Origin of the sequence: Streptomyces ovatisporus (assembly GCF_042653885.1) — a bacterium.
Lineage (GTDB): Bacteria > Actinomycetota > Actinomycetes > Streptomycetales > Streptomycetaceae > Streptomyces > Streptomyces ovatisporus.
Genome location: NZ_JBHSFH010000010.1, coordinates 186945 through 206236, shown reverse-complemented (window position 1 = coordinate 206236; position 19292 = coordinate 186945). Strand labels below are relative to the sequence as shown.

Annotated in this window: 16 protein-coding genes and 1 tRNA gene; 9 read left to right on the top strand and 8 right to left on the bottom strand. The window is 70.0% G+C overall.

Annotated elements, in window-relative coordinates:
* Both frc and ACFPA8_RS18640 read right to left on the bottom strand, forming a co-directional pair.
* A complete protein-coding gene (frc, locus tag ACFPA8_RS18645) occupies nucleotides 1–1233 on the bottom strand; it encodes a formyl-CoA transferase (protein ID WP_386450450.1) in 1233 nt (410 codons plus the stop codon).
* A 49-nt stretch (nucleotides 1234–1282) separates the two neighbouring features.
* Entirely contained in the window at nucleotides 1283–2983 is a 1701-nt protein-coding gene (locus ACFPA8_RS18640; protein WP_386449914.1) for a thiamine pyrophosphate-binding protein, read from the bottom strand.
* 152 nt (nucleotides 2984–3135) lie between these two features.
* On the opposite strand from ACFPA8_RS18640, the gene sucC reads away from it, so the two are divergent.
* From sucC to pntB, 6 genes are all read left to right on the top strand, one after another.
* Nucleotides 3136–4299: an ADP-forming succinate--CoA ligase subunit beta gene (sucC, locus tag ACFPA8_RS18635; protein ID WP_386449912.1), complete on the top strand. Its 1164-nt coding sequence runs from the start codon at nucleotides 3136–3138 to the stop codon at nucleotides 4297–4299.
* 15 nt (nucleotides 4300–4314) lie between these two features.
* Nucleotides 4315–5193: a succinate--CoA ligase subunit alpha gene (gene sucD, locus ACFPA8_RS18630; RefSeq protein ID WP_386449910.1), complete on the top strand. Its 879-nt coding sequence runs from the start codon at nucleotides 4315–4317 to the stop codon at nucleotides 5191–5193.
* Nucleotides 5194–5422: 229 nt separating this feature from the next.
* On the top strand, nucleotides 5423–7027 hold the full coding sequence (locus tag ACFPA8_RS18625) for an aldehyde dehydrogenase family protein (protein WP_386449908.1): 1605 nt from the start codon (nucleotides 5423–5425) through the stop codon (nucleotides 7025–7027).
* Nucleotides 7028–7160: 133 nt separating this feature from the next.
* Nucleotides 7161–7245 (top strand) — tRNA-Leu (locus ACFPA8_RS18620).
* A gap of 376 nt (nucleotides 7246–7621) precedes the next feature.
* Nucleotides 7622–9166, top strand: coding sequence for a Re/Si-specific NAD(P)(+) transhydrogenase subunit alpha (locus ACFPA8_RS18615; RefSeq protein ID WP_386449906.1), 1545 nt, complete (start codon nucleotides 7622–7624; stop codon nucleotides 9164–9166).
* A gap of 6 nt (nucleotides 9167–9172) precedes the next feature.
* Nucleotides 9173–10633: a Re/Si-specific NAD(P)(+) transhydrogenase subunit beta gene (gene pntB / locus ACFPA8_RS18610; protein ID WP_386449904.1), complete on the top strand. Its 1461-nt coding sequence runs from the start codon at nucleotides 9173–9175 to the stop codon at nucleotides 10631–10633.
* Nucleotides 10634–10751: 118 nt separating this feature from the next.
* Here pntB and ACFPA8_RS18605 read toward each other — a convergent pair whose 3' ends face one another.
* Nucleotides 10752–11198, bottom strand: coding sequence for a PIN domain-containing protein (locus tag ACFPA8_RS18605; RefSeq protein ID WP_386449902.1), 447 nt, complete (start codon nucleotides 11196–11198; stop codon nucleotides 10752–10754).
* On the bottom strand, nucleotides 11195–11437 hold the full coding sequence (locus tag ACFPA8_RS18600) for a type II toxin-antitoxin system Phd/YefM family antitoxin (RefSeq protein ID WP_386449900.1): 243 nt from the start codon (nucleotides 11435–11437) through the stop codon (nucleotides 11195–11197). Before ACFPA8_RS18600 ends, ACFPA8_RS18605 begins: the two co-directional genes overlap by 4 nt.
* 221 nt (nucleotides 11438–11658) lie before the next feature.
* On the opposite strand from ACFPA8_RS18600, the gene ACFPA8_RS18595 reads away from it, so the two are divergent.
* Nucleotides 11659–12870: a Glu/Leu/Phe/Val dehydrogenase dimerization domain-containing protein gene (locus ACFPA8_RS18595; protein ID WP_386449898.1), complete on the top strand. Its 1212-nt coding sequence runs from the start codon at nucleotides 11659–11661 to the stop codon at nucleotides 12868–12870.
* Nucleotides 12871–12941: 71 nt separating this feature from the next.
* Here the strand turns inward: ACFPA8_RS18595 and ACFPA8_RS18590 are convergent, their stop codons facing one another.
* On the bottom strand, nucleotides 12942–13400 hold the full coding sequence (locus ACFPA8_RS18590) for an ATP-binding protein (RefSeq protein ID WP_386449896.1): 459 nt from the start codon (nucleotides 13398–13400) through the stop codon (nucleotides 12942–12944).
* Nucleotides 13401–13546: 146 nt separating this feature from the next.
* Between ACFPA8_RS18590 and ACFPA8_RS18585 the strand changes: the two genes are divergently transcribed.
* Nucleotides 13547–14419: a helix-turn-helix domain-containing protein gene (locus ACFPA8_RS18585; protein WP_386449894.1), complete on the top strand. Its 873-nt coding sequence runs from the start codon at nucleotides 13547–13549 to the stop codon at nucleotides 14417–14419.
* The gene (locus tag ACFPA8_RS18580) at nucleotides 14416–14628 is read left to right on the top strand and encodes a DUF397 domain-containing protein (RefSeq protein ID WP_386449892.1); all 213 of its coding nucleotides are present in this window, start codon (nucleotides 14416–14418) and stop codon (nucleotides 14626–14628) included. Before ACFPA8_RS18585 ends, ACFPA8_RS18580 begins: the two co-directional genes overlap by 4 nt.
* A 166-nt stretch (nucleotides 14629–14794) precedes the next feature.
* Here the strand turns inward: ACFPA8_RS18580 and ACFPA8_RS18575 are convergent, their stop codons facing one another.
* The 3 genes from ACFPA8_RS18575 to ACFPA8_RS18565 form a co-directional block, all read right to left on the bottom strand.
* Nucleotides 14795–16138, bottom strand: coding sequence for a M14 family metallopeptidase (locus ACFPA8_RS18575; RefSeq protein ID WP_386449890.1), 1344 nt, complete (start codon nucleotides 16136–16138; stop codon nucleotides 14795–14797).
* 186 nt (nucleotides 16139–16324) lie between these two features.
* A complete protein-coding gene (locus tag ACFPA8_RS18570) occupies nucleotides 16325–17539 on the bottom strand; it encodes a S8 family peptidase (protein ID WP_386449888.1) in 1215 nt (404 codons plus the stop codon).
* A gap of 403 nt (nucleotides 17540–17942) precedes the next feature.
* Entirely contained in the window at nucleotides 17943–19253 is a 1311-nt protein-coding gene (locus ACFPA8_RS18565; RefSeq protein ID WP_386449886.1) for a tetratricopeptide repeat protein, read from the bottom strand.
* Nucleotides 19254–19292: the final 39 nt, after the last annotated feature.

Genomic DNA, 19292 nt, shown 5'->3' with positions numbered 1-19292 from the left:
TCAGATCACTCCGTTCGTCTTGAGCAGCGCCAGTTCTTCCTCGCCGAGGCCCAGCTCGCCTATGTAGACCTCCTCGTTGTGCTCGCCCAGCAGCGGCGAGGAGGTGATCTCCACGGGGGAGTCGGAGAGCTTCATCGGGGAGCCGACGGTGGTGAAGGAACCGCGCTCGGGGTGATCGACCTCGACGATCATCCCGTTGGCGGCCAGGGACTCGTCCTCGACGATCTCCTTCGTCGAAAGGATCGGCCCGCAGGGGATGTTGTGGGCGTTCAGCGCGCCCAGCACCTCCCATTTGGGCATCGTGGAGGACCACTCCTCGATGAGCTGGAACATCTTGTTGAGCTTCGGCAGCCGCGCCTCGGGCGTGTTCCAGTCCGGGTCGTCCGCGAGTTCGGGACGGCCGATGAGCTTCGTCAGCGGCTCCCAGCCCACGGGCTGCACGATCACGTAGACGTAGTCGTTGGGACCGCCCGGCGCGCACTTGACCGCCCAGCCGGGCTGGCCGCCGCCGGAGGCGTTGCCCGAACGCGGCACCTCGTCGCCGAAGTCCTCGTTCGGGTACTCCCCGAGCGGGCCGTGCGCCAGCCGCTGCTGGTCCCGCAGCTTCACCCGGCACAGGTTGAGCACCGAGTGCTGCATGGCCACGTTGACGCGCTGACCGCGTCCGGAGCGCTCACGCTGGAGCAGCGCGGCGAGGATCGCGGCGACGGTGTGCACGCCGGTGCCCGAGTCACCGATCTGCGCCCCGGTCGCCAGCGGTGGGCCCTCCTCGAAGCCGGTCGTCGACATCGACCCGCCCATGGCCTGCGCGACGACCTCGTACGCCTTGAAGCTGGTGTACGGGCCTTCGCCGAAGCCCTTGATGGACGCGTAGATCAGCTTCGGGTTGATCTGCTTGATGCGGTCCCAGGTGAAGCCCATCCGGTCCACCGCTCCGGGGCCGAAGTTCTCCACCAGGACGTCGCTGCGGCGGATCAGTTCCGTCAGCAGCTCCTTGCCGCGGTCGGACTTGGTGTTGAGGGTGATGCTGCGCTTGTTGCAGTTGAGCATCGTGAAGTAGAGGGAGTCCACGTCGGGGAGGTCCCGCAGCTGTTTGCGGGTGATGTCCCCGGAGGTCGCCTCCAGCTTGATCACGTCCGCACCGAGCCAGGCGAGGAGCTGCGTCGCGGAGGGGCCCGACTGGACATGGGTCATGTCCAGGACGCGAATTCCGTCGAGTGCCTTCTCGGTCACTGTCGTCGTGCCGCCGGTCGTATCCGTCACGTCGGTCACAGCAGTCACCTCACTTGTACATCGTCTGGTTCATGGTTCCGGGGGCGTACGCGTCCGGGTCGATCCACACGTTGACCAGGGACGGCTTGCCGGATGCGCGGGCCCGCTCCAACGCGGGCCTGATCTCGGAGGGTTCACGGACCTCTTCGCCGTGGCCGCCGAGCATCCGCGCGAACTGGTCGTAGGGCACGTCGCCGAGGGTGTTGCCGACGCGCTCCCGTGCCTCTCCGTACTTGGCCTTCTGGCCGTAACGGATCTGGTTCATCGAGGAGTTGTTGCCGACGATGCCCACGAAGGGCAGGTCGTAGCGGACGAGCGTCTCGAAGTCCCAGCCGGTCAGGGAGAACGCGCCGTCGCCGAAGAGCGCGACGACCTCCTTGTCCGGACGGGCCTGCTTGGCGGCCAGCACGAACGGCACGCCGACGCCGAGCGTCCCCAGCGGTCCCGGGTCCATCCAGTTGCCGGGCGCCTTGGGCTGCACCACCTGGCCGGAGAACGTGACGATGTCGCCGCCGTCCCCGATGTAGAGCGAGTCCTCGGTGAGGAAGTCGTTGATCTCGCTGACCAGCCGGTACGGGTGGATGGGAGAGGCGTCCGAACGCAGCTGCGGCAGCCGCTTCTCCAGCGCGGTCTGCTCGGCGCTGCGGAGCTCCTCCAGCCACGCCTTCCGCTTCTCGGCGCCGCCGTTGACGCGCCCGGAAGCGGCCTGCGTGACGGCCGAGAGCACCAGGTCGGCGGAGCCGACGATGCCGAGGTCGATGTCGCGGTTCTTGCCCACGGTGCGGTAGTCGAGGTCGATCTGCACGACGGTCGCGTCGGGGGAGAGGCGCTTCCCGTAGCCCATCCGGAAGTCGAAGGGCGTGCCGACGATGACGATGAGGTCGGCGTTGGAGAAGGCGTAGCGCCGCGAGAGCTGGAAGTGGTGCGGGTCGCCGGGCGGCAGGGTGCCGCGGCCCGCGCCGTTCATGTACGCGGGTACGTTCAGCGTCCGCACGAGCTCCGTCGCGGCGTCCGTCGCACGGCACGTCCAGGTCTGGCTGCCGAGCAGGATCGCGGGACGCTCGGCCTGCACCAGCAGGTCGGCGAGCTTCTGGACGGACTCCGGGTCGCCGGACTGGCGTGTGGAGGCACGGTAGTTGCCGGCCTTGGGCACCCTCGCCTTCTCGACGGGGACCTTCGCGTCGAGCACGTCGCGCGGGATCTCCAGGAAGGAGGGTCCCGGTGCGCCGTGGTAGCACTCGCGGAAGGCCATCGAGACCATGTCCGCGGCGCGGGCCGTGTCGGGCACGGTGGAGGCGAACTTGGTGATCGGCCCCATCATGTCGACGTGCGGGAGGTCCTGCAGTGAGCCCATCTTGTGCTGCGTGTGGGCTCCCTGGCCGCCGATGAGCAGCATGGGCGACTCCGCGCGGAACGCGTTGGCGACGCCGGTGACGGCGTCGGTCGTGCCCGGTCCCGCGGTGACGACGGCGCAGCCGGGTTTGCCGGTGAGCCGGGCGTAGCCGTCCGCGGCGTGCGCCGCTACCTGTTCGTGGCGTACGTCGACGACGTCGATCCCTTCGTCGACGCAGCCGTCGTAGATGTCGATGATGTGGCCGCCGCAGAGCGTGTAGATGACCTCCACGCCCTCCGCCTTGAGTGCCTTGGCGACCAGGTGTCCGCCGGATATCAGTTCCTGGCTTTCCCGGCTGTCCTGGCTGTCGTCGGGCATGGCGTATCGAGTCCCTTCGTCGGGTGTGGAGCACGGTCAGAGCAGATTGCATACAGTCGACGAATACTGTATGAACCTTGTTATCCCGCATCGACTGAGTGATGTCCAGGGGGCGTGCACCGATCGTTTGGAAGATCGACCAGGGAGCACATGTGGACCTTTACGAGCACCAGGCGAGGGAACTGTTCGATCGCCACGGCGTCCCGGTACCGGAAGCCGAGGTCGCAGACACCGCGCGAGCTGCACGGGAAGCGGCCGGAAGGCTCGGTGCCGACCGGCACGGCGTCGTGGTCAAGGCACAGGTGAAGACAGGAGGCAGGGGCAAGGCCGGCGGGGTGAAGATGGCGGCCGATGCGGCGGCTGCCGAGATCACCGCGCGTCAGATCCTGGGCATGGACATCAAGGGCCACACCGTGCACAGCGTGATGCTCGCCGGCCCGGTGGACGTGGAGCGGGAGTTCTACGTCTCCTACGTCCTCGACCGCGCGGCGGGCGGTTTCATCGCCATCGCCTCCGCCGAGGGCGGGATGGAGATCGAGGAGGTGGCGGCGGCACGCCCCGAAGCCGTCGCACGCATCCCGGTCGACCCCGCACACGGCGTGACGCCCGAAGTCGCCGACCGGATCGTCTCCGAGGCGGGACTCCCCGCGGAAGTCGCTCCCGTACTGCGCAAGCTGTGGACCGTACTGACGTCGGAGGACGCGCTGCTCGTCGAGGTCAACCCTCTCGTCCGTACCGGCGACGGCGCGATCGTCGCTCTCGACGGGAAGGTCACCCTCGACGACAACGCCCGCTTCCGCCAGGCCCGTTGGGGCGAGAGTGCCGAGACGTCACCCAGCGACGAGGGCGGACGGCTGGAGGCCGAAGCCGCGGCGAAGGGGCTCAACTACGTCAAGCTGGACGGCGAGGTCGGCGTCATCGGCAACGGCGCCGGGCTGGTGATGTCCACCCTCGACGTCGTGGCGGGCTGCGGCGCGAAGCCGGCCAACTTCCTCGACATCGGCGGCGGAGCCTCGGCCCAGGTTATGGCCGACGGACTCGCGCTCGTCCTGGGCGACCCGGACGTGAAGTCCCTGCTGGTCAACGTCTTCGGCGGCATCACCGCCTGCGACGCCGTCGCCGAGGGCATCACCCGGGCCCTGGGCCAGGTCCGGCTGACGAAGCCGCTCGTCGTACGCCTCGACGGCAACAACGCCGCCCGCGGACGCGAGATCCTCGACGCGAACCCCCACCCGCTGCTGGAGCAGCGGACCACCATGGACGGCGCCGCCCAGCGGGCCGCCGAACTGGCCACGGCCGCGGCTGCGGCCGCGTAGGGAGGCGGGAGACCAATGGCGATCTTCCTCAGCAAGGAGAGCAAGGTCATCGTCCAGGGCATGACCGGCGCGGAGGGCATGAAGCACACGCGCCGGATGCTGGCGGCGGGCACCGACATCGTGGGCGGCGTCAACCCGCGCAAGGCCGGCCAGGAAGTCGACGTCGACGGGCGCCCGGTTCCCGTCTTCGGCTCGGTCGCGGAGGCCCGGGAGGTGACGGACGCCGACGTCTCGGTGCTCTTCGTCCCGCCCGCCTTCTCCAAAGCGGCGGTGCACGAGGCCGTCGACGCGGGCATCGGACTCGCCGTCGTCATCACCGAGGGCATCCCCGTGCACGACGCCGTCGCCTTCCGTGCCTACGCGCGGGAACGCGGCACCCGCATCATCGGCCCCAACTGTCCGGGGCTCATCAGCCCCGGCCTCTCCAACGCCGGAATCATTCCGGCCGACATCGCCCCCGAGCCGGGCCGCATCGGGCTCGTCTCGAAATCCGGCACCCTCACCTACCAACTCATGTACGAGCTGCGGGAGATCGGCTTCTCCTCCTGTGTCGGCATCGGCGGCGACCCCGTCATCGGCACCACGCACATCGACTGCCTCGAAGCGTTCGAGGCCGACCCCGAGACCGACCTGATCGTGATGATCGGCGAGATCGGCGGCGACGCGGAGGAGCGCGCGGCCGCCTTCATCAAGGAGAACGTGACCAAGCCCGTCATCGGTTACGTCGCCGGCTTCACGGCGCCCGAGGGCAAGACGATGGGGCATGCCGGGGCGATCGTCTCCGGTTCGTCGGGCACGGCGCAGGCCAAGAAGGAGGCGCTCGAAGCCGCAGGCGTACGGGTCGGCGAGACGCCCACCGGCACGGCACGGCTGGTACTCGACCGGCTCGCCTGACACCCGGGGCCCTCCGGCCCGGGCATTCCCGTCCCCCACGCCGGGGCGTCGGCCCGACCGGCGCCCCGGCCGACGTGACGTTCCGCATACCGGTGCGAAGACCGGTGACCTGGTGCCCACATCTCGCTACTGTCCAGTAATAACTCCGGGCGTTCCCCGCGCAGTCGTGGACGTCCACGCACAAAACCCCCACAGCCCGCCCCGTAGTGCAACGAGAGCGGAGAACACGATGGGCCACCCACCCTCATCCGCACCCGTCACCCCGCCCACCCTCGCCCTCAAGCCCGGCACCGCCTGGAGCGACGCCTGGCGCCGCTGCCGCGACCTGGCGCCGGAAGCCTTCGCCGGTGACGGCCGTGTGCTCGCCCTCTGGGGCGGCGGCTGGCAGGCCGACGGCGAACCACGGCCGGTCACGAGCCCCGTGGACGGCAGCGGGATCTGCGGCCCGTCGATGCTCGACGCCGGCACCGCCCGTCAGGCTGTCTCCGCCTCCCTCGACCAGCACCGCGCCTGGCGCCACGTGGCGCTGCCCGAACGCCGGGCCCGGGTCGCCGCGACGCTCGACGCCCTCGCCGAACACCGTGAACTCCTCGCGCTGCTGCTGGTGTGGGAGCTCGGCAAACCCTGGAGGCTCGCCCGCGCCGACGTCGACAGAGCCGTCGACGGCGTGCGCTGGTACGTCGACGGCATCGACACGATGCTCGACGGACGTACGCCGCTGCCCGGCCCCGTCAGCAACCTCGCCGGGTGGAACCATCCGATGAGCGTGCTGGTCCGCGCCATGCTGGTCCAGGCGCTCGCCGGCAACGCGGTGATCGCCAGGACTCCGGCCGACGGCGGACCCGCCTGTCTGACGCTGGCCTGCGCACTCGCGGTACGCGAAGGGCTGCCGCTGACCCTGGTCGGCGGCGACGACCCGGCGCTGTCCGAACATCTGATGCGGGCCCCGGAGATCGGCTGCGTCTCGTTCGCGGGCGGGCGCGGCGCGTCCGCGCCGGCCGATCTCGGCAAGCGGCACATCGCCGAACAAAAAGGGCTCAACTGCTGGGGCGTCTGGGACTATTCGGACTGGGAGACCCTCACCCGGCTCATCCGCAGCACGTTCGACGATGCCAAGCAGCGCCCCACCGCCTACCCCCGGTTCGTCGTGCAGCGCACGCTCTTCGCGGGCTTCCTCGACGCGTACCTGTCCGCCGTCCGTTCTGTGCGCTTCGGGCATCCACTGGCCGTGGCCCACCCCGAGGACTACCTCCCCGAGCTGGACTTCGGTCCTATGGTCAGCGCCGCCGGGGCCGCGGAACTGGCCGACCGGACCCGCGAAGCCGTCGACCGCGGAGCGGTACCCCTCTACCGGGGTTCCCTGGCGGACGGCCGCTTCCTGCCCGGACAGGACACCTCCGCCTACCTTCCTCCCACGGCGCTGCTCTCACCGCCGCCGTCCTCGGCGCTGCACCGTGCGGAGCCCTTCGGCCCGGTCGACAGCATCGTCCTGGCCGATACCGAGGCGGAGCTGCTCGCCGAGATGAACGCCGGCGACGGCGCCCTGGTCGCGACCCTCTCCACAGACGACCAGGAGCTGTTCGACCGGCTCGCGCCGCAGATCCGTGCTGCCAGGACCGGCCGCAACAGACCCCGTTCGCGAGGCGGCCACGACGAACTCTTCGGCGGTTCCGGTGCTTCCTGGCAGGGCGCGTTCGTCGGCGGTGAACTCCTCGTGCGGGCCGTCACCGACGGCCCGTCCGGCGAACGGCCGCCCGGCGGCCTCCCCGCAGGCGGCCCCCGGCCGGAGGCCGCCTCCGGGGAGGCCGCCGGATCCCCGCAGGCGGTGGCCTGACCGACCGCCGAGGGCAGCCCGGCGACCCTGTGCCGGGGTGCCCCCTCACATGGCAATTACGGAGGTGAAGAGCGATCCGAAAGCTTGGTATGGTTGTTCCCGTCGCCACGGCAGAGCCGGGGCGATACACCTTGTCCGGGTGGCGGAATGGCAGACGCGCTAGCTTGAGGTGCTAGTGCCCTTTACAGGGCGTGGGGGTTCAAGTCCCCCCTCGGACACTCTCATTGCGGCGGTGCCGGTCGGCTCCCGATCGGCACCAGCGGGTCCCTCTCAGTCTCAGCGGACTCCGTCCCCGCTTCTCCCCGATGGGCTTGTCCGACGGACAGCCGCCGTTCCTCCGCACAGTCGCGCGCAGCCGCTGAGCCGGCTCCGCCCGCACTCCGTGCGGCTCGTCGGCACCACCCCCACGCAAGGGCTCGTTCCGCAGGACGCCGGGACACCTCGAACCTCGACAACAGCCAGCCGTTGCAGGAGAGTCCTCGCACTCCGCGACAGGCACGCAGACACTACGAGAAGAACCCCTGAGCAGATCCCGTCCAGCTGGCCGTCCGGCCCCACGGACCACCCAGCGCCCATACGCGCAAAGGGAGACCGATGTCAGATTCACAGCCGCTCCACGTAGGCGTCGCCGCCGAGTCGAGAGCCGGGGAAACCCGGGTGGCGGCCACCCCCGACACCATCCGTCAGATCCTCAAGCTCGGTTACGAGGTCGTCGTCGAGTCCGGAGCCGGCGAAGCCTCGGGCTTCACTGACGACAAGTACACCGAGGCGGGCGCGAGGATCGGCGACGCATGGGAGTCGGACGTCGTCCTGAAGATCAACGAACCGTCGCGGGAGGAGACCGCGCGGCTCCGCGAAGGCGCGACGCTCATCGGGATGATCGGTCCGGGGCTGAACCCCGGCCTCCTGGACGAACTCGCGCAGCACCCGATCACGGTGCTCTCCATGGACGCGGTGCCGCGGATCTCGCGTGCCCAGTCGCTGGACGTGCTGAGCTCGATGGCCAACATCGCCGGGTACCGCGCGGTGGTCGAAGCGGCCCACGTCTTCGGGCGGTTCTTCACCGGTCAGGTCACCGCGGCGGGCAAGGTGCCGCCGGCCAAGGTCCTGGTGGCGGGCGCGGGAGTCGCCGGTCTCGCCGCGATCGGCGCGGCCAGCAGCCTGGGCGCGGTCGTACGGGCGACCGACCCGCGGCCGGAGGTGGCCGACCAGGTCCGCTCGCTCGGCGGGGAGTACCTCGCGGTCGAGGTCGAGCAGGAGGCCTCCACCGACGGATACGCCAAGCAGACCTCCGAGGAGTACAACCGCCGTGCCGCGGAGATCTACAGCGAACAGGCGGCCGACGTCGACATCATCGTCACCACGGCGCTCATCCCCGGCAAACCGGCTCCCCGGCTGATCACCGCGGCGGACGTCGCGTCCATGAAGTCCGGCAGCGTCATCGTCGACATGGCTGCCGCACAAGGCGGCAACGTCGAGGGAACGGTCCCGGGGAAGGCCGTGGTCACGGACAACGGCGTGACGATCGTGGGTTACACCGACCTCCCGGGACGGCTGCCCGCGCAGGCGTCCCAGCTCTACGGAACCAACCTCGTCAACCTGCTGAAGCTGCTCACCCCGGAGAAGGACGGGCAGCTGCGGCTGGACTTCGACGACGTCGTCCAGCGCTCCGTCACCGTGGTCCGGGACGGTGAGAAGACCTGGCCGCCCCCGCCCGTGCAGGTGTCGGCCGCGCCGACGCAGGCGCCGGAGGCGAAGGCCGCCGCTCCGGCGGCGGAGGAGAAGCCCGGTCTGTCGTCCGCCGCCAAGCACACCCTCACCGGTGCGGGCATGGCCGCGCTGTTCGCGCTGATCGCCGTCTCACCGGCGCAACTGCAGAGGAACTTCACGGTCTTCGCACTCGCCGTGGTCATCGGCTACTACGTCATCGGAAAGGTGCACCACGCCCTGCACACCCCGTTGATGTCGGTGACGAACGCGATCTCCGGGATCGTCGTCGTCGGGGCGCTGCTGCAGATCGGGCACGAGGGGACGACCGTCACCGTCCTGTCCTTCGTGGCGATCCTGCTGACCAGCATCAACATCTTCGGAGGCTTCTCCGTCACCCGCCGCATGCTCGGCATGTTCTCGAAAGGCTGAGGCCCCATGGACGCCACCACTTCCGCCGCCGAGCTCGTCGCGGCACTTCTGTTCATCCTGAGCCTGGCCGGGCTCTCCCGGCACCGGACTTCGCGTGCCGGAGTGGCCTTCGGGATCTGCGGGATGGCGCTCGCCCTGGTCGCGACGGTCGCCGTCGCCGCTGTGGACATCTCCGTCACCGCCACCGTGCTGATCCTCGTCGCCATGGCGGTCGGCGCCGCCGCGGGCCTGTGGCGGGCCCGTCTCGTGGCGATGACTGAGATGCCGGAACTCATCGCGATCCTGCACAGCTTCGTCGGCGTTGCCGCGGTGCTCGTCGGCTGGAACAGCTACTTCCAGGTCGAGGCGAAGGGAGCCGGACAGACGCACGTGGCCGCGGAGCTCCTGCGGATCCACCATGCCGAGGTGTTCATCGGGATCTTCATCGGCGCGGTCACGTTCACCGGTTCGGTCATCGCCTACCTGAAGCTGTCCGCACGGATCAAGTCGCAGCCGCTCGTCCTGCCGGGCAAGAACGCGCTGAACCTCGGCGCGCTGGCCGCCTTCGTCGCCCTGACGGTCTGGTTCTCGATCACACCGAGCCTGGGCCTGATGATCGCGGTCACCGTTCTCGCGCTCGCGCTCGGCGTGCACCTGGTCGCCTCCATCGGCGGCGGCGACATGCCCGTCGTGGTCTCGATGCTCAACAGCTACTCGGGATGGGCCGCCGCGGCAGCGGGATTCCTCCTCGACAACAACCTCCTCATCATCACCGGAGCACTGGTCGGCTCCTCCGGTGCCTACCTGTCGTACATCATGTGCAAGGGCATGAACCGGTCGTTCATCTCGGTGATCGCCGGTGGCTTCGGGATCGAGGCCCAGGCGAGCGGCGACGCCGAACAGGGCGAGCACCGCGAGACCACGGCCGAGGAGACCGCGGAACTCCTCGGCGGGGCGACCTCGGTGATCATCACCCCCGGATACGGCATGGCCGTCGCCCAGGCGCAGCACCCCGTGGCGGAGCTGACCCGCGCCCTGCGTGAACGGGGCGTCGAGGTCCGGTTCGGAGTGCACCCGGTCGCCGGGCGGCTGCCCGGGCACATGAACGTCCTGCTGGCCGAGGCGAAGGTGCCCTACGACATCGTGCTCGAAATGGACGAGATCAACGACGACTTCGAGAGCACATCGGTGGTCCTCGTGATCGGCGCCAACGACACCGTCAACCCGGCGGCGACCGACGACCCCACCAGCCCGATCGCCGGCATGCCGGTGCTGCGGGCCTGGGAGGCGGAGCAGGTCGTCATCTTCAAGCGCTCGATGGCCTCCGGGTACGCGGGAGTTCAGAACCCGCTGTTCTTCCGCGAGAACAGCAGCATGCTGTTCGGCGACGCGAAGCAGAGCGTGGAGGCCATCCTCCGCGCGCTGGGCGACTCGGCACCGGCCGCCGGCTCCGGCGCGGGGCGGCAGCCGGCGGGCGCGGGGACCTGAGGGCAACCGGTCACGGGGAGACTCGCTGGTCGGCCGTAGCGCGCGGGGCCGGGCCGCTCTTCACGGGCGGTCCGGCCCCACGCGTCCGCGTGGGTGGGCACTGCGGCTGCCCGTCCTCCTACACGTCCTCCGGCAGCAACTGGAATGCCGGATGGCCGGTGAGCGGGATCATCAGGCGGAAATGCCGGTCCGTGGTGAAGATCGAGTCCGTACGGTATGCGGCGGCCAACGCAACATTCATCGCGTCCGCAAGGCCGACCCCCTTGCCCTGATCCGCGTCCCGGTAGCCCTCAAGGACGGCGAGGGCGGTACCCATGTGCGGTGCGATCTCTGCTACTTCGAATCGACGGGTGGCGACGTAGCGCTCGATGAAGCGCAGGGCGGTGATCGCCTTGTGGGCCCCGGCCCTCGTCGAGATGAGGTAATCGAGTTCTCCCAGCACCAGCGGGGAGATCACAAGGTGCCGAATGATTCCCAGTGCTTTCTTGTGTTCTTCGTGCCCTGCGAGGTGCGGGTCGAGGAGGCGGTACAGAGCGTTCGTGTCTGCGATGACGACATCGGTCACGAGCCCATGCCTCGCAGGGTGTCCTCGATCTCGTCGTTGCTCACATCCGGCAGGTCCAGGGAGGGGATTTCGATGTCTCCCATCGGGCCGACGGGGTAGGGCGAAACTTCGGTCGCCTCGAACGGGCGCACTATCGCGACTGGACGACCGTTCTTGGTGACCGTGATGGTCTCACCGGCTTCTGCTGCGGCAAGGATTCGCGAAGAGTTCTGGTTGAATTCCCGAGCCGTGGTCTCCATGTAGTACAGGGTAGTACATGTCTGGCGGCGCCGCTTCTCCGCGTCTGAGCAGCACATTCTGGGCCTGAAGCGCTGAGCCTTGCGCCGCAGCACAGCGGGAGGGGCCCCGGCCCGTCTCGCGGACGTCCGGTGTACAAGTGGCCCATGGGCTGTCCTCGACGCCGAGAGGGGGCGCCACCGCACGCCCCCATCGTCGTCACCGATCTTGAGGAGCCCCGTCGATGCCCTTGAGCACGTTCCCCGCTCGCGTTCCGCTGGTCTCGCTCACCTGGACCGACCATGTCACCGGCTACCAGGGCCACTTGGTCATCGACCGCCTCGTGCGCGGCGTCTCCAGCGGCGGACTGCGCGTGCGCAAGGGCTGCACCCTGGACGAAGTGACCGGCCTCGCACGCGGCATGACGATGAAGGAAGCCCTCCATTACGACCCGCGGAGCCGCTACATCCCCCTCGGCGGCGCCAAGGGCGGCATCGACTGCGACCCGCAGGACCCCGAGGCGTACGGCGTCCTCGTGCGCTATCTGCGGGCCATGCGCCCGCACATCGAGAACTTCTGGACCACGGGCGAGGACCTGGGCCTCACCCAGGCGACCGTCGACGCGGCGGCAGCCGAGGCCGGACTGCGCTCCACCGTCCAGGCCGTCTATCCGCTGCTCGACGACGAACAGGCGGCGCGGCAGCGGCTGGACGACGCCTTCGCCGTCGACGTGGACGGCATCGGACTCGACGAACTGGCGGGCGGCTGCGGCGTCGCGGAAGCGGTGCTCGCGGGCCTCGACAGGACGGGAGCGGCGTACGGGGAGACGCGGGTCGCGCTGCAGGGCTTCGGCACCATGGGCGGTTCCGCCGCCCGGTTCCTCGCCCGTGCCGGACTGAGGATCGTCGCGGTCGCCGACGCCGGGGGAACCATCGCCAATCCGGCGGGACTCGACGTGGAGACGCTGCTCGCCGCACGTGACGAGTACGGCCGCGTGGACCGCTCGGCCCTGCGTCCCGGCGATGTCCGGCTCCCGGGCGGCGCATGGCTGTCCACAGAGGCCGAGGTCCTCGTCCCCGCAGCCGTTTCCTACGCGGTGGACACCGTCAACCAGGAGCAGATAACAGCCCGTTGGGTGGTCGAGGCGGCCAACATGCCCGTGCTGCCGGAGGCGGAGGAGCTGCTCGCCGCACGCGGGATCACCGTCCTGCCGGACGTCGTCGTCAACTCCTGCACCAACGCGTGGTGGTGGTGGACCCTCTTCGGCGACATCGGAGCGGACGCGGACGAGGCGTTCGCGCACATCCGGCGCTCGATGCGCGCGCTGGTCGAGCTGACGCTGGCACGTGCCGAGGCCGACGGAACGAGCCCGCGCGCCGCAGCTCACGCCATCGTGGCGGACCGGCTGCCCGTCATCGCCGACCGCTTCGGGTGGTACGGGAGCCGGACACCGTGAGGGAGCCGGACACCGCAAGGAAGTCGAGCACTCTACGGGGTTGAGCACCGCATCGGCCCGTAGCGCAAGGTTCAGACGCGGCACGGGAGTTGATACTCCGCCCAGACCGTCTTGCCCGGCCCGTCGCCACGCGGCTGCCAGCCCCAGCGGGCGGAGAGCGCCGCGACGAGCAGAAGACCGCGGCCGGAGTCGCCGCCGCCGGACGGCGCGTGAGCGGCGGGCTCGCCCTCCGACCGGGTGTCGGTGACCTCCACGCGCACGGACGGGCCGACCGCGGTCAGTGTCAGACGGAAGTCGCGGCCGGGGACCCGGCCGTGCCGGACCGCGTTCGCCGCGAGCTCGGCGACGATCAGGGTGATGTCGTCGTGCGCGGTGCTGTCGTACGGGATGTCCCATGTCTCCAGCCGGTTCGCGGTCAGACGGCGGGCCAGGCGTGCGCCGCGCGGTGTGGAGCTGAACCGCATCGCGAAGCGGCCCACACGGGCGGGGATCTCGGTGGCGCGAATCGGTTCAACCGTCTCGTTCGTCATGCCCGCAACGCTTCCTCCGGTGGCGTAGCGTGACCAGAGGTGACGCGCTGCGAGGAGTCGGTTGTACGCGTTGACGCCGCCGTTGTACGTGACGCGCGGCGTGACCCTTGTGGCGGGACGGCGTTGGGCGCGGGGAGTGGTCGCCGATGGGGGCAGAAGCACAGATGACGCAAGGTGAGCGCGAGCCCGGAGCGGACGCCGGGGTCAGGCCGGAGGACGACCCCGGCACAGGCGTACTGGTCGCTTTCGGACGGCAGTTGAAGCTGCTGCGCGCACAAGCGGGAATGGACCGGCCGGAGTTCGGCAAACGGACGGGCTACGCGCCGCAGTCGATCGCCTCCTTCGAGCAGGGACGGCGGATTCCGCCCGCGCGCTTCATCGACTCGGCCGACGAGGCGCTGGGGGCCGGGGGTGTGCTGAAGGCCCTCAAGGAGGAGGTCGCGCGGGCTCAATACCCGGCGTTCTTCCGGGACATGGCCCGGTTGGAGGCCCGAGCGATCGGACTCTCCGTGTACGCGAACCATGCGGTTCCGGGGCTCCTTCAGACTGCCGAGTACGCCGGATCGGTCTTCCGGATGCAACGGCCGTTGCTGGAGGACGAGGTCATCGAGCAGCGGCTGGCCGCGCGGATGGCCCGTCAGGAGATCTTCACCCGCAGGCCCGCCCCACTGCTGAGCTTCGTCATCGAGGAAGTGGTGCTCCGGAAACCGGTCGGCGGGCGAGGCGTGCTCCGAGGACAGTTGGAGCAGATTCTGCTGGCGGCGCAGAACCGCAATGTGGAGATCCAGGTGATGCCCACCGGCCGTGAGGATCACGCCGCGCTGGACGGGCCGTTCACCCTGATCGAGACCGCTGAGGGCCAACGGATTGCCTACACCGAGGTGCAGGGGGACAGTCGGATGCACACAGGCCACCGAATGGTCCACAAACTGGAGTCGCGCTATAGCATCTTGCGGTCACAGGCGCTCACTCCGTGTGAGTCCCTGGCCTTCGTCGAGGATCTGCTGGGAGTGGGATGAATATCAAGACACTTGGGGCGGCTGTACCGGAGTCGGCCTGGTTCAAGAGCAGCTACAGCGGTGGTGAGGGCGGCGAGTGCGTGGAGGTCGCGGCAGCCGGCGGCGCGGTGCACGTACGGGACTCGAAGACGGCCGCCGGTCCGGCCCTCACCGTCGGACCCGAGGCATGGGCGGGGTTCCTCGCGATGGCCGTCGAGCGGCTCGACTGATCCCGTCCGGAGCCGACGTGCCCTCGGCCGGGCGGCGGGCCGGGGCACGTGAGGGTTCGTGCCCCGGCCGGCCCGGACCGGCAGTCGCGGTGCGAACGGGCGGGAGGCGGAGGGCAGTTCGCCGACTGCTGCCCGTCCCGCCTCCCGCCCGCCTCGGGCGCCGGGCTCAGGCGCCGGTGCAGTACTCCGCTTCCTTGCCGATGGAGCGGTACATGCAGTCGGCGTTCTCGATCAGCTGGAGAACGGCGTCGCGGTTGCGGTCGGTCTCCCGCTCGATGACGTCGTCGGGCGGGTAGAAGCCGCCTTCGAGGATGCTCGTCGGATACATCTCGTAGGTGTAGCCGAAGATCTTCTGGTCGCCCCACAGCCAGTCGTCGATCGATCCGTCGGTGATGTACAGATCGCTGGACTGCTCGGGGGTGTAGCCGTTGCTGGCGGCCATCTTCTCGCCCACGGCGGCGAAGGCGTCGCGGTCGTCCTGCGTGAGGCCCTCAGCGGTGTCGTCGGTGGTCCATCCGTAGGGCCAGAGCACCAGTTCGCTGTAGGTGTGGAAGTCGATGGCCGCCTTGATCTGCTGCTTGCCTCCGACGACCCGGGAGCGTACGAAGTCGGCGACGACCTTCACCTCCGGTCCGGACTCCGCAGCCGCACCCCGGTAGGTCTCGGAGCCCGTGCTGCCGGAAGAGCCGCCGCAGCAGCCCCACTTGTAGTCCCAGTTGCGGTTCAGGTCCGTACCGACGTCGCCGGTGCCTTCGTTGGGCTGCCGGTTCTTGCGCCAACTGCGGTAGGAGCCGGACTCGATGTCGTACTCGCCGCCGTCCGGGTTGAGGTCGGGGACGATCCATATCTCGCGGCCGTTCACGGCGTCCGCTATCCGGGAGTCCGTCGCGTAGTCCTCGCCGAACTCGCGCAGCAGGTAGAGCGCCATCTCGACGGTGAGGTGCTCGCGGGCGTGCTGGTGGTGGGTGAAGAGGACCTCGGGCTCGTCCTCGTCCGTCGCGACGTTGTCGCTGACCTTGACGGCGATGATGTCCCGGCCCTCGTGGGACTTGCCGATGACCTGCTTGCTCATGATCGACGGGTTCGCCGCGACGCGCTGGTCGATCTCCTCCATCGCCTCGGCGTAGTTGTGGTAGCCGGAGTCGGAGGGCGGGAAGTCGCCGGCCTTGCGGGCCTTCCCGCCGGTGCGGGCGGGGGGCGCGGCCAGCTTCTTCAGCGTGTGGCCGAGCTTGCGCAGCTCGCGGGCCTGTGACGGGTCGGCGCTGACGACCACCGAGTGATCGTGGACCTCGTCCAGCGACACCCCGGTGGATGCGAGTGCGGTGCGGTCGGCGGGGGTGGAGGGTCCGTGGATCTCGTACTGCCGGACGTCCTCGTCGGCGGTCGCGGTGGACGGCCGTTCCGGGGGAGAGGCGGTGGCGTTCGTGCTGGCGGCGAGCGGGGCCGCGAGTGCCAGCGTCAGCAGGGCGGCGAAGGCGGTGGTTCGTTTTCGGTGGGTACGAAGTCGCATGGCAACTCCTGACTCGGGAGCAGGGGGGTCCCCGGGGTGCGCGGATGGGGCCCGCGTCCTCGGGTCTGGCTGTGCGAGGTGTCGTGCGTCGTCCCGGCCCGGCAGGCACAGCCGAGGCTGCGCCCACCGGGCCGGGACCGTCCGGTGCGAGGGGAGCGGCGCGCTCCTCACCCACCGGCCGTCGGATCAGAACAGGCTGTGGAGGAGCTTGTTCGGGGACCCGGCCATCGGGTCCTGGACCTTGTCGTTCGTGGCGTTGTCCACGAGGGCGTCGCGGACCTGGGCGGGTGTGGCGTCGGGGTGGTCGGCCAGATACAGGGCCGCTACACCGGCGGCGTGCGGGGAGGCCATGGAGGTGCCGCTGATCGTGTTGGTGGCGGAGTCGTCGGTGCTCCAGGCGGACGTGACGTCCACGCCGGGGGCGAACAGGTCGACACAGGTTCCGAAGTTGGAGAAGGACGCACGTGCGTCCGCGTTGTCCGTGGCACCGACGGTGATGGCCTCGGTCACGCGGGCGGGGCTGGCGGTGCAGGCGTCCTGGGGGAAGCCGAGGAAGTCGCCGTTGCCGGCGGCGAGGGCGTAACCGACGCCGGAGGAGATGGAGTTGCGCACGGCGGCGTCGAGTGTGTCGCTGGCGCCGCCGCCGAGGCTCATGTTGGCCACGGCGGGCTTGACGGCGTTGGCGGTGACCCAGTCGACGCCCGCGATCACGCCGGCGACGCTGCCGGAGCCGCTGCAGCTGAGGACGCGGACGCCGACGACCGAGGCAGCCTTGGCCACGCCGTATGTGGACCCGGCCGCGGTGCCCGCGACGTGAGTCCCGTGACCGTTGCAGTCGTTGCCGTTCTGGCCGTCGCCGACGGTGTCCGTGCCGACCGATGCCCGGCCGCCGAACTCGCTGTGCGAGACGCGCACTCCGGTGTCGACGACGTAGATGTGCACGCCGGACGCCGTGGTGTTGTAGGTGTACGAATTGTCCAGCGGCAGGTCCCGCTGGTCGATCCGGTCGAGTCCCCACGTGGCGTCGGCCTGGGTCTCGCTGAGCGAGACCTTCGAATCCTGCTCCACCAGGGCGACCCGGGGGTCGGCGGCCAGCTTGCGCGCCTCGCCCTTCGTCATCTTCGCGGAGAAGCCGTTCAGCGCCTCCCGGTAGACATGTGAGACATCGGCGCCGCTGCGCCGGGTGAGATCACCCGCGACGGAACGGGGCGATTCGGTGCCGTCCTTGAGGGTGACGATCCAGCTGTCCGGGATCGCTGTCCCGGCCGGGGCCAGCCGGACGTCGGCGGAGGGGGGAGCCGCGCTGTGCGCGGGGGAGCCCGCCAGCTGCATGCCTGTCAGCAGCAGCACAGCGGGGACGAGAGCGCTCAGACGGCGCTTGACAGATCTCATGTAGTGCACCAGACCTTTCCTGGACCGGATCTCGGACGCGTACGGACCGGGCTGCTGCATGCCTCACCCGCGCAGGGCGCGGTGGGGCACGCAGATGTGCGACTGGGTCAGGTGGTACACGGGGCAACTGGAAATGCTCCCGGCCGAGTTGGTCCGGCCCGCCGTAGAGCTGGGCTCCGTTGTTCCTCTTGGGTGGGGATCGGGAACACCGGGCTGGTGGGGGGCGCGCCGAACTTGTCAACAGGAGTTATGGAAGCTGTTACCCTGCTGCTGAGAAGTGTGCGTGGCGCCGCGGACTCCGTCAAGAGCCTTGTGCGGCAAGGGATTTGACGGGATCTGGCGGGATCTGGCGGGATGTGACGGAGACGGCGATGGGCGGCGCGGGTACACCCCGAGTGCCTGCGGGCTGTCGCTACACGCCTTCGAGCGCGGCCAGTCCGCGCCGGTAGACCGCCGCGGCCTCCTCTGTGCGCCCCGTTCGCAGCAGCTGGTCGCCCAGGAGGCGGCAGGTCCCGATGGCCTCGAGCGTCGCACCGACCAGCAGATAGCGCTCGATGGCCGAGCGGAACAGGGTCTCGGCGGCAGCGGCGTCACCCCGGTCGACGGCGATCCGCGCCTCGATGCGGTCCAGTTCGGCGGCCTGCTCGGGGTCCTGGCGGCCGGAAGCGACGTCCCGGCATTCGCCGACGAGGTCGACGGCCTCCGCGGCACGCCCCAACTTGCGTACCACTTCGGCCAGTTCGGCGGTCGCGTTGATCCGGCGCTGAACGGCGCCGGTCTCACTCAGGATGTCCCGGGCCTCGCGCAACTGGTCCTCGGCCTCGGCGAGTCGGCCACGGCGCGCGGTGAGGAAGCCGTGGGCGAAGCGGCACATGCCCACTTCCGTGCGCAGCCGGAGATGCTCGTACAGGGCTGTGGCGCGCACGATCGTCTGCTCCGCCTCGTCGTACCGTCCCTGCGCCACGAGAACCCGGTTGATGTGGTAGTAGCCCTGGGCGAGTACATCGGCGGCGCTCACCTCCGGGGCCCGCTCCAGTGCCGCGTCGGCGACGGCTCCGGCCCGGCCCAGGTCTCCTCGCTCCACATGGGGGAGGCCGCACGCGGCGAGCAGCGCGAACTCCGCCGTCGGCTGGGACGTCCGGACCGCCTCGCGCAGGTGTTCCTCGACGACGGCGAGCGCGTCGTCGATGGATCCACCGGCGAACAGCGCCCAGACCCGGCCCATCAACGCGGGGAGCCGTTCGGCCAGCGGCCTGTCCCGCAGCAGCGCGTCGGCCTCCTCGAACAGGACGCCGCCGGCGCCGGGGTCTCCCCTGTGGCGGGCCACGAGGCCCAGTCCGTACCGGCCGAGCGCCCGCAGCGTCCGGTCCTGATGTTCCTCCGCCTCCTCGGACAGCGCCTCGTAGACGGTGGAGGCCCGCTCCGTATCGCCGTCGGACAGGGCGACGCGTGCCTCCGCGGCCTCGGCCAGCAAGGCGCGGCGCCGACCGGGGGGATAGCCGAAGCAGAGGTCTTCGAGGTCCGTGCCGAGCCGGGTCGCGAAATACGCGGCCGCGGCCGGCGAAGGGGTGCGCTTGCCGCCCTCGATCGAGGACACGTACGCCCTCGTGAAACGGTCACCCGCCAACTCCGTCTGCGTCAGCCCCCGTTGTACGCGCAGCCGCAGCATCCGCGGGCCGATCCCCGCCACATCGGCGTCGGCGGGGAACGAGGTGTCGGGCATGCGGGTCACTGTAAGCCCACAGGTGACACGGCATCAGGG